An 8,729-nucleotide genomic window follows, 5' to 3' on the forward strand; every position below is an offset into this window, starting at 1 on the left:
GTGACTCCCTCCCCCTTGTGGGGAGGGTAAGGGTGGGGGTGTCGTAGGGCGAACCGGGTGGTCGAGCGGTCCGTAGTCGCGGGCGACGATGGCTTTCATCATCACACCTTCTCCTGCGTGTATTTCTTCAGTTCCTCGCGGGCGACCTGGCGGCGGTGGACGGCGTCGGGGCCGTCGGCGAGGCGGAGCGTGCGCAGGTGGGTCCAGGAGCGGGCGAGTGGGGTGTCCTGGCTGATGCCCTGCCCGCCATACATCTGCACCGCCTCGTCGGTGACCTTGAGCGCAACGCGCGGGGCCACGACCTTGATCTGGCTGATCCACGGCGCAGCGGCCTTCTTGTCGCCCTGGTCGATCATCCAGGCCGCCTTGAGGCAGAGGAGCCGCGCCATTTCGATCTCCATGCGGCACTCCGCGATGATGTCGAAATTGGCGCCGAGCTGCGCGAGTTTCTTGCCGAAGGCTTCGCGGCGCAAGGAGCGTTTGCACATCAGTTCGAGCGCCATTTCGGCCTGGCCAATGGCGCGCATGCAATGGTGGATGCGGCCGGGCCCGAGACGGCCCTGCGCGATCTCGAAGCCCCTGCCCTCGCCGAGGATGAGGTTCGACGCCGGGACGCGCACGTCCTCGAATTTCAGATGCAGATGGCCGTGCGGCGCGTCGTCGTCGCCATAGACCAGCATGGCGCGCAATTTGGTGATGCCCTTCGCATCGGCGGGCACGAGGATCATCGAATGCTGCTGGTGCTTCGGGCGGTCGGCTGAAGGGGAAGCGACCATGGTGATGTAGATCTTGCAGCGCGGGTCGCCGGCGCCCGACGACCACCATTTCTCGCCATTGAGGACGTAGTCGTCGCCGTCACGAACGCAGCTCATGGCGATGTTGGTGGCGTCGGACGAAGCGACGTCCGGCTCCGTCATCAGATAGGCGGAGCGGATTTCCCCGTTGAGGAGCGGCTTCAGCCAGCGCTCCTTGTGCTCGGGCGCGCCGTAGCGCTCCAGAACTTCCATGTTGCCGGTGTCGGGCGCGGAGCAGTTGAAGGTCTCCGCGCCCAGATGCGCCTTGCCCATTTCCTCGGCGAGATAGGCGTATTCGACGGTGGAGAGGCCGTAGCCTTGGTCGGAATGGGTGAGCCAGAAATTCCAAAGGCCGCGCTCGCGCGCCTTGGATTTCAGCCCTTCCATGATCTCGGTCTGGCGCTTCGTATGGGTCCAGCGGTCGCCATCCTTGCCGATCTCGGACAGGAACTCCTCGTCGAGCGGCATGATCTCCTCGCGCACCATGCGCGCGACCTTCTCGTGCAGCGGCTTGACCTTCTCGCTCATGGCGAGGTTCATCTCGGGATTGACGCTCATTTGCTGGTTCCTTCCGTGCCGCCCAGCCCGCGCCAGGCGCAGGTGACGACTTGGGCGATGAGATCCTCGATATCGGCGCGGGTTTCCCCGGTGCGCGGCGAATACCAGAAGATCGGCGAATTGAGCGTCATGAACATCAACTGGTTCGCGACGCTGAGATTGGCGAACTGGAAGTGGCCGGTCTCGCGACCCTCCGCGATGAGGGTGCGGAAAATGTCGCCATATCGCGAGCGCGTCTCGAACAGCTCCTCGAACAGCGCGCGCTGATGCGGCGTCGGCGCGCCCACGAGGTGCATCTCGACGCCCATCCAGACGACGCGCTGGAAGGCGCGCGTGGTGATCATCTGGTCGACATGGACCCAGGCGAAACGCCGCCAGCGCTGATGCGCCTCGCCCTTCATGCTGCGCAGCGGTTCGAGCGCGGCATAGTTCATGTCCATGCCGACGCGAAAGACCTCGGCGAAGAGGTCGGCCTTGGATTCGAAGTGATGGTAGATGCGGCCCTTGGTCGACTGCAGCGCCCGGGCTACGTCGTCGATCGACGTCGCCGCATATCCGCGCTCGTGGAAGCAGCGCGCCGCCGCCTCCAAGATGGCGCTGCGCGAACTGTCGAGCGTGCGTTCCCGTATGCCGAGGCCCATTCGAACCGATTTCCTCCCGCCCTTCTGCAAGCCCTCCACCAGTCTTTTGCCGGTTTTCACGAAGGGCCTTTACGGACGCCGAATGATGAACATACTATCGGGTATGTTGTCAACGCGGCTTCCGAACGTCGCGGCGAAACTTCCCCGGGAGGAACGATGAGCTTTATCGAAGACCTATATTCCGTGCGCGGCAAGACCGCGCTCGTCACCGGCGCGGCGACCGGCATCGGCCGCATGGCGGCGACCGCCCTGATGCATGGCGGCGCCCGCGTGCTGATCGCCTCGCGCAAGGGACATGACTGCGCCCGCACCGCCGAGGAACTGAATGCGCTTGGAACGCCCGGCACCGCCGAGGGCTTCGGCGGCGATGTGTCCTCGGAGGAAGGCGTCGCCGCCCTCGTCGCCGAGGTCAGGAACCGGACCGACAAGCTCGACATCCTGTTCAACAATGCCGGCATCTCCTGGGGGGCGGAACTCTCCGAATTTCCGTATTCGGCCTGGGCGAAAGTGATGAACGTCAACGTCACCGGGCTTTTCCACCTGACGCGCGAACTCCTGCCCGAGCTCGAACGCGCGGCCAGCGACGAGGACCCGGCGCGTATCGTCAATCTGGGATCGGTGATGGGCACGCAGCCGATCGCCGACGGCGCCTATTCCTACACCGCCTCGAAGGCGGCGGTGCATCACTTGACGCGCACGCTGGCGATCGAACTCGCGGGGCGGCGCATCACCGTCAACGCCTTTGCGCCCGGCCCCTTCCAGAGCCGCATGACGGCCTTTGCGACGGCGACCGAGGAACAGGCCGACCATGTCGGCTCACGCGTTCCGCTCGGCCGGATCGGCGCACCGCATGACATTGCGGGAGCGACATTGTATCTGTGCTCGAAAGCCGGAAGTTACGTGACGGGCGCGATTCTGCCGATCGATGGCGGGCAGTCCGTCCAGCACGGCATGTCGTTGTTCAAGGAATAAGGGTTTCAGCCATGGAAGGTCCCCGTCTGGAGCCGGTCGATATCGACCGGCTGGTGGCGAATGTCGGCAACGAGATCGGCGTGTCGCCCTGGCGCACGGTCACGCAAGGCATGATCGACATGTTCGCCGAAGCGATCGACGACCACCAGTTCATCCATGTCGACCCGGTGCGCGCCGCCGAGACGCCCTTCGGCGGGACGATCGCCCATGGCTTCCTGACGCTGTCGCTGCTCTCGGCGTTTTCCTATGAATCGATCCCGCCGCTGGCGAATGCCGAAATGGGCGTCAATTACGGGTTCGAGAAGGTTCGCTTCGTCACCCCGGTGAAGACCGGCGCGCGGGTGCGCGGCCGCTTCGTCCTTGCCGACGTCAATGTGCGGCCGTCGGGCTGGATACAGGTGGCGACCGATGTGACGGTGGAGATCGAGGGCGTCAAGAAGCCCGCCTTGACGGCGCGCTGGCTGACACTCGCCGTCCTGCAACGCGAGGAAGCACGGGCATGAGCGATCCCAACGCGCTCGACGCGGCAACGCTCGCCCCCTATCTGGAAGCCGCGATTCCCGGCTTTGCGGGGCTCGGTGACATCAAGAAGTTCAATGCCGGCCAGTCGAACCCGACCTACCTTTTGACGGCGAAGAGCGGGCGCTACGTGCTGCGCGCCAAGCCGCCGGGCGAACTGTTGAAATCGGCCCACCAGGTCGACCGCGAGTTCCGCGTCATGAAGGCGCTGGCCGGGACCGGCGTGCCGGTGCCGAACATGGTTCATCTGGCACCCGAGGATTCGCCGATCGGGCGTATGTTCTACGTGATGGACTTCGTCGACGGGCGCATCTTCTGGGACCCTGCCCTGCCGGACGCGAAGGACAATGCCGAGCGCAAGGCGATCTATGACGACATGAACCGGGTGCTGGCGGCGCTCCATTCGGTCGATGTCGAGGCGGCCGGGCTTGCCGATTTCGGCCGGCCGGGCAGCTATTTCGACCGCCAGTTCGCGCGCTGGTCGAGCCAGTACCGGGCGTCCGAGACGGGCCGCATCGAGGACATGGAAACGCTGCTCGCCTGGCTCGAGGCCCATGCGGTTCCCGATGACGGCGTCGTCTCGCTCGTCCATGGCGACTACCGGCTCGACAACATGATCTTCGCGGCCGACGCACCGAAGGTGGTCGCGGTGCTCGACTGGGAACTGTCGACGCTCGGCCATCCCTATGCGGACCTTTCCTACCAGTGCATGCAGTGGCGCCTGCCGCACACTTCCGCCTTCAAGGGCCTGGGCGGCATCGACCGCAAGGCGCTCGGCCTGCCGACCGAAGCCGAGTATGTCGAGGCCTATTGCGAGCGCCGCGGCATTGCGGGCATCGACAACTGGACCTACTACGTCGCCTTCTCCTTCTTCCGCCTCGCGGCGATCTGCCAGGGTGTCTACAAGCGCGCGCTCGACGGCAACGCGTCCAATCCGGAAAAGGCGAAGACCTACGGCCAGGCGGTGACGCTTCTGGCGGAGTTGGCCGTCGAAACCATCAAGACCGGCAAGTGAGCCGGCAGAGCGGGGAACATGACATGAAGCGTTACGAGGGGCTGACGGCGATCGTCACCGGCGCGGGCGGCGGTTTCGGCAAGAGGCTCGCTGAGCGGCTGGCCGTGGAAGGCGCCAATCTCGTCCTCTCGGACATCCGCGAGGCCGAGTTGAATGCCGTTGCAGGCCCGTTTGGGGACAAGGCGGCGGCGCTTGCGGGCGACGTGGCGCAGGAAGAGCATTCGCGCGATCTCGTCGAACTGGCACTGTCGCGCTTCGGCCGGCTCGACGTCGCCTTCAACAATGCGGGCATCGCGCATGCCTTCTCGAAGCTGCCGCTGATGGATTCCGAGGAAGCGCGGCGTGTGGTCGACATCGATTTGATGGGCGTCTTCTACGCCATGAAACATCAGTTGCCGGTGCTGGAACGGCAGTATCGCCGCGACGGATCGAAGGGCGCGATCGTCAATGTCGCATCGGTCGCCGGCATTGCCGGCGCGCCGCGGCTCAGCATCTATTCGGCGGCAAAGCACGGCGTCGTCGGCCTGACGCGCTCGGCGGCGGCCGAATATGCCTCGAAGGGCATCCGCATCAATGCCGTCTGCCCCTCCTATGCCCGCACGCCGATGGCGACGGACGCGCTCGGCGCGCTGGGCGAGGACGCCGCGTCGGGCGAGAAGGAACTGGTGCGCGGCGTGCCGATGCGCCGGCTGGCCGAAATCGACGAGGTGATCGAGGTGATGCTGTTCGCCGGCTGTCCGCAGAACTCCTTCATGACCGGCCAGACGCTGGCGGCCGATGGCGGCATAACGGCGATTTAACCCTGTTTGGAAAAGCCGCCGGCGCGAGCCGGTTTCTGCCCTCCCACGCCGGCCATGCTGCGCCGCCTAAATGCTAATTTAAGGTCTCCCCGCCCATCTTGGCCCAACAGGCATTGGGGCAGCGTCGGGGCAATCGATGGGCGGGCTTTCGGACCAGAAAAGCAATCGCAGGGGGTTGCGGCGGATACGCGCCAGCCATCTGCACCTGCTGCTCGCCACCATCGTCGTGGTCGCCGCCGCGATCTTCGCCCTTCACCAGAACCAGAACGTCTTCGACCAGAAGCTGCGCTCGGACGTACTCTCCAAGGCGAGCCTCGTGCGTGCCAAGCTGGAAGGCTCGATCAACGCCAACATCCAGCTCGTGCGCGGCCTCGTGGCCTCGATCGAAACCAATCCGCAAATCGAACAGGCCGAGTTTTCCGAACTGGTCGGCAGTCTCCTGACGCAGGAACTGCAGATCCGCCACATCGCCGCCGCGCCGGATCTCGTAGTCAAGCTGATCCATCCGATCGAGGGCAATGAACGGGCGGTCGGGCTCGACTACCGGACAAGCGAATCGCAGCGCGGTGCGGTCTTCCAAGCCCGCAATTCGGGCGGGCTGGTGCTCGCCGGCCCCGTCGACCTGGTGCAGGGCGGACAGGGTTTCATCGGCCGCTTCCCCGTCTTCTCGCGCAATGCGATGGGCGTACGCGAATTCTGGGGCATCGTCTCGGCGATCGTCGACGTGGAACAGCTTTACCGCCAGAGCGGCCTTCTCGACGACGACCTCGCCATCGAGATCGCCATCGTGGGCCGCAATGCTGCCGGCGGGCGCGGCGAGCGCTTTTTCGGGGCCGAATCCGTCCTTGGCGACAACCCGGTGACCGTCGACGTGCTCCTGCCTTCGGGCACATGGCAGATCGCCGCGCGGCCGAAGGGCGGCTGGGACCAGCCGATCCCCGGCCGCGGGCAGCTCTATGCCTGGCTGCTCGCCGCCGCCCTTCTGGTGCTCGGCCCGACCTTCATCATGGGCCGCCTGATGGACGAGCGCCAGCGCAACATCGCCGACATGCGCGAGCGCAAGCTGGAACTCGAGCGCCTGTCGCGCCGGCTGCGCCTCGCCGTCCAGGCCTCGCGCATCGGCATCTGGGAGATGGATGTCCAGAACGGCGAACTCATCTGGGACGACCGGATGAACGAGCTCTACGGCTATCCGCAGGATGCCGGCATCCGCAATTATCCCTTCTGGGCACGCCGCCTGCATCCCGACGACAAGGTGCGCGCGGAGGCAGACTTCTCCGCCGCCATGCGCGAGACCGGCCGCTACCACTCCGACTACCGCCTGATCCTCGACGACGGATCGATCCGCCACGTTCGCGCCATCGGTTCGGTGTTCCAGGACGAGACCGCGCCGCCGCGCATCGTTGGCGTCAACTGGGACGTGACCGAGGATGTCGAGCGGGCCGAGGCGCTGAACATGGCGGTCCTCCTTTCGGAGGCACGCAACGCCGAGCTGGAATCGATCCGCGAACGGATCGAGTTCAATGCTCTGCACGATTCGCTCACCGGCCTTCCCAACCGGCGCTATCTCGACGAGACGATCGCCGAACATGCGAAGGCCTTCGCCGAAGGCCGGGAGGTGGCGGCGATCCTGCAGATCGACCTCGACCGCTTCAAGGAAATCAACGACACGCTCGGCCATGCGGCCGGCGACGCGATGCTGGTCCATGCTGCCAACGTGCTGCGCCAGGCGGTGTGGCCGACCGACTTCGTGGCGCGTGTCGGCGGCGACGAATTCGTCGTCGTGCGCCGGGCGCGCAATGCCGCGCTGCTTTCGGCGGAGAGCCTTGCCGACCTGGCCGCCACGATCATCGTCAAGCTTCAGGAACCGACGCTCTATGAAGAGCACGAATGTCGCATCGGCGGCTCGGTGGGCATTGCGGCCGATACCGACACGATCGCCGACGCGACCCGTCTTCTCGTCAATGCCGACATCGCGCTCTACCGGGCCAAGCGGAACGGACGCAACTGCTTCCAGTTCTTCTCCGAGGAACTGCAGGCCGAGATCATCACCACCAAGCAGATCGCCGACGACATCCGCTCGGGCCTCGAACGCGGCGAGTTCGTGCCGCACTACCAGCCGCAATTCGACGCCCAGACCTTCGAGATCATCGGCGTCGAGGCGCTGGCGCGCTGGGAGCACCCGCAAAAGGGACTGCTCGGCCCGGCCTATTTCCTGAAGGTCGCCGAGGAACTCGACGTCGTGCAGGAGATCGACAGCCGGATGCTGGAGGCGACCGTCGCGCAGCTCGGCGTGTGGGAGTTGCAGGGCCTGCGCGTGCCGCAGGCCTCGGTCAACGTGTCGGCGCGACGTCTCCACAATGCGGACCTGCTCGCGGGGCTGCGCAAGATGCAGATCGAACCGCGGCGGATCGCCTTCGAACTGGTGGAATCGATCTTCCTCGACGAGCATGACGACCGCCTGATGGCGCATGTCGACGAACTGAAATCGATCGGCATCGACGTCGAGATCGACGATTTCGGCACCGGCTACGCCTCGATCGTCTCGCTTTTGAAGCTAAAGCCGCAACGGCTGAAGATCGACCGGCAGCTCGTCCAGCCGATCGTCGGCTCGCTCGCCCAGCGCCAGTTGCTCGGCTCGATCATCGAGATGGGCCACTCGCTCGGCATCCAGGTGCTGGCCGAAGGCGTCGAGACGATGGAGCACGCCCACATCCTCCAACGCCTCGGCTGCGACGCCCTGCAGGGCTATGCGTTGGCAAGGCCGATGCCCGCCCGCGAACTCATCGGCTTCGCCAATGAGCGCCGGCTGAGGAAAGCGTCCTAAGCGTCGCGCGCGGCTTCCGTGAGGAAGGTGAAGGCGTAGTCGGCGAAGGACCGCCAGCACTCGACGCGGAATTCGTCGTCCCCGGTGCGGAAAAGCACGATCTCGATCTTGTGCAGGATGGTTCGCGAGGCGGCGCCTGCCGGGAAGGCGGCGAGCGACAAATCCTGCGGACAGCCGGCATTGATGGCTGTAGCTGCGCCCTTCCCCGAGACGACGAAGGCAGCGTTGCGGTGCGAGACGTCGACGGCGGAATGGAAGGTGGTGACTGGCTTCAGGAGCGCCGCGAGGTCCGCGCCGGTCTCGTCGATGACGAGCCATTCGTCCGGGCCGAGCCAGAGCGCGTGGCGCGCGTTGGCGGAAGCGGTGGTTTTGGGCTTGGTCGGGAGAGTGAGGCCGAGCGCGGATGAAAGCGCGGCGACGCTTTCGGATGGCGCGCGCAGCGACAGACGCGATGCCGGCGGCGCGACGGTGACCGTGGCGTTCGGCGCGGCGGTCTGGCGGCCGACGAGGATGGGGCGGCGGGTGGCTGGTTCGGCGTTTACGGTCGGCATCAAAGCACCCCCCTCTGTCCTGCCGGACATCTCCCCCTCAAGGGGGGAGATC

Annotated in this window: 8 protein-coding genes; 5 read left to right on the plus strand and 3 right to left on the minus strand. The window is 65.7% G+C overall.

Translation table 11 applies throughout. From position 1 onward, the window contains the following. Nucleotides 1-101: 101 nt before the first annotated feature. Together ALII_RS0113225 and ALII_RS0113230 are read right to left on the minus strand one after the other, a co-directional pair. Nucleotides 102-1,334, minus strand: a complete 1,233-nt coding sequence (locus tag ALII_RS0113225; protein WP_024587785.1) for an acyl-CoA dehydrogenase family protein — start codon at nt 1,332-1,334, stop codon at nt 102-104. 14 nt (nt 1,335-1,348) lie between these two features. Then, nucleotides 1,349-1,993 (minus strand): TetR/AcrR family transcriptional regulator, encoded by a 645-nt coding sequence (locus tag ALII_RS0113230; protein ID WP_024587786.1) that lies wholly within the window; start codon nt 1,991-1,993, stop codon nt 1,349-1,351. 156 nt (nt 1,994-2,149) lie between these two features. On the opposite strand from ALII_RS0113230, the gene ALII_RS0113235 reads away from it, so the two are divergent. The 5 genes from ALII_RS0113235 (at nt 2,150) to ALII_RS0113255 (ending at nt 8,126) form a co-directional block, all read left to right on the plus strand. Continuing rightward, nucleotides 2,150-2,965: an SDR family oxidoreductase gene (locus ALII_RS0113235; RefSeq protein ID WP_024587787.1), complete on the plus strand. Its 816-nt coding sequence runs from the start codon at nt 2,150-2,152 to the stop codon at nt 2,963-2,965. A gap of 11 nt (nt 2,966-2,976) precedes the next feature. Further along, a complete protein-coding gene (locus ALII_RS0113240) occupies nt 2,977-3,468 on the plus strand; it encodes a MaoC family dehydratase (protein WP_029660512.1) in 492 nt (163 codons plus the stop codon). Further along, nucleotides 3,465-4,499, plus strand: a complete 1,035-nt coding sequence (locus tag ALII_RS0113245) for a phosphotransferase family protein (protein WP_024587789.1) — start codon at nt 3,465-3,467, stop codon at nt 4,497-4,499. Before ALII_RS0113240 ends, ALII_RS0113245 begins: the two co-directional genes overlap by 4 nt. A gap of 23 nt (nt 4,500-4,522) precedes the next feature. Next, entirely contained in the window at nt 4,523-5,299 is a 777-nt protein-coding gene (locus tag ALII_RS0113250) for a glucose 1-dehydrogenase (RefSeq protein WP_024587790.1), read from the plus strand. Nucleotides 5,300-5,435: 136 nt separating this feature from the next. Next, nucleotides 5,436-8,126 (plus strand): EAL domain-containing protein, encoded by a 2,691-nt coding sequence (locus ALII_RS0113255; RefSeq protein WP_024587791.1) that lies wholly within the window; start codon nt 5,436-5,438, stop codon nt 8,124-8,126. Here the strand turns inward: ALII_RS0113255 and ALII_RS0113260 are convergent. Then, nucleotides 8,123-8,677 carry a sarcosine oxidase subunit gamma gene (locus ALII_RS0113260; protein ID WP_024587792.1) on the minus strand — a complete coding sequence of 185 codons (555 nt, stop codon included), beginning with the start codon at nt 8,675-8,677 and terminating at the stop codon, nt 8,123-8,125. The genes ALII_RS0113255 and ALII_RS0113260 overlap by 4 nt on opposite strands. Nucleotides 8,678-8,729: the final 52 nt, after the last annotated feature.

The sequence above is a fragment of the Aliihoeflea sp. 2WW genome, assembly GCF_000497755.1.
In the GTDB taxonomy this organism is placed as follows: domain Bacteria; phylum Pseudomonadota; class Alphaproteobacteria; order Rhizobiales; family Rhizobiaceae; genus Aliihoeflea.

Excerpts from the sequence above, each read along its gene's own strand:
- ALII_RS0113255 (WP_024587791.1), top strand. The coding sequence starts at position 5,436 with ATGGGCGGGCTTTCGGACCAGAAAAGCAATCGCAGGGGGTTGCGGCGG.
- ALII_RS0113240 (WP_029660512.1), top strand. The coding sequence starts at position 2,977 with ATGGAAGGTCCCCGTCTGGAGCCGGTCGATATCGACCGGCTGGTGGCG.
- ALII_RS0113230 (WP_024587786.1), bottom strand. The coding sequence starts at position 1,993 with ATGGGCCTCGGCATACGGGAACGCACGCTCGACAGTTCGCGCAGCGCC.
- ALII_RS0113260 (WP_024587792.1), bottom strand. The coding sequence starts at position 8,677 with ATGCCGACCGTAAACGCCGAACCAGCCACCCGCCGCCCCATCCTCGTC.
- ALII_RS0113235 (WP_024587787.1), top strand. The coding sequence starts at position 2,150 with ATGAGCTTTATCGAAGACCTATATTCCGTGCGCGGCAAGACCGCGCTC.
- ALII_RS0113250 (WP_024587790.1), top strand. The coding sequence starts at position 4,523 with ATGAAGCGTTACGAGGGGCTGACGGCGATCGTCACCGGCGCGGGCGGC.
- ALII_RS0113245 (WP_024587789.1), top strand. The coding sequence starts at position 3,465 with ATGAGCGATCCCAACGCGCTCGACGCGGCAACGCTCGCCCCCTATCTG.
- ALII_RS0113225 (WP_024587785.1), bottom strand. The coding sequence starts at position 1,334 with ATGAACCTCGCCATGAGCGAGAAGGTCAAGCCGCTGCACGAGAAGGTC.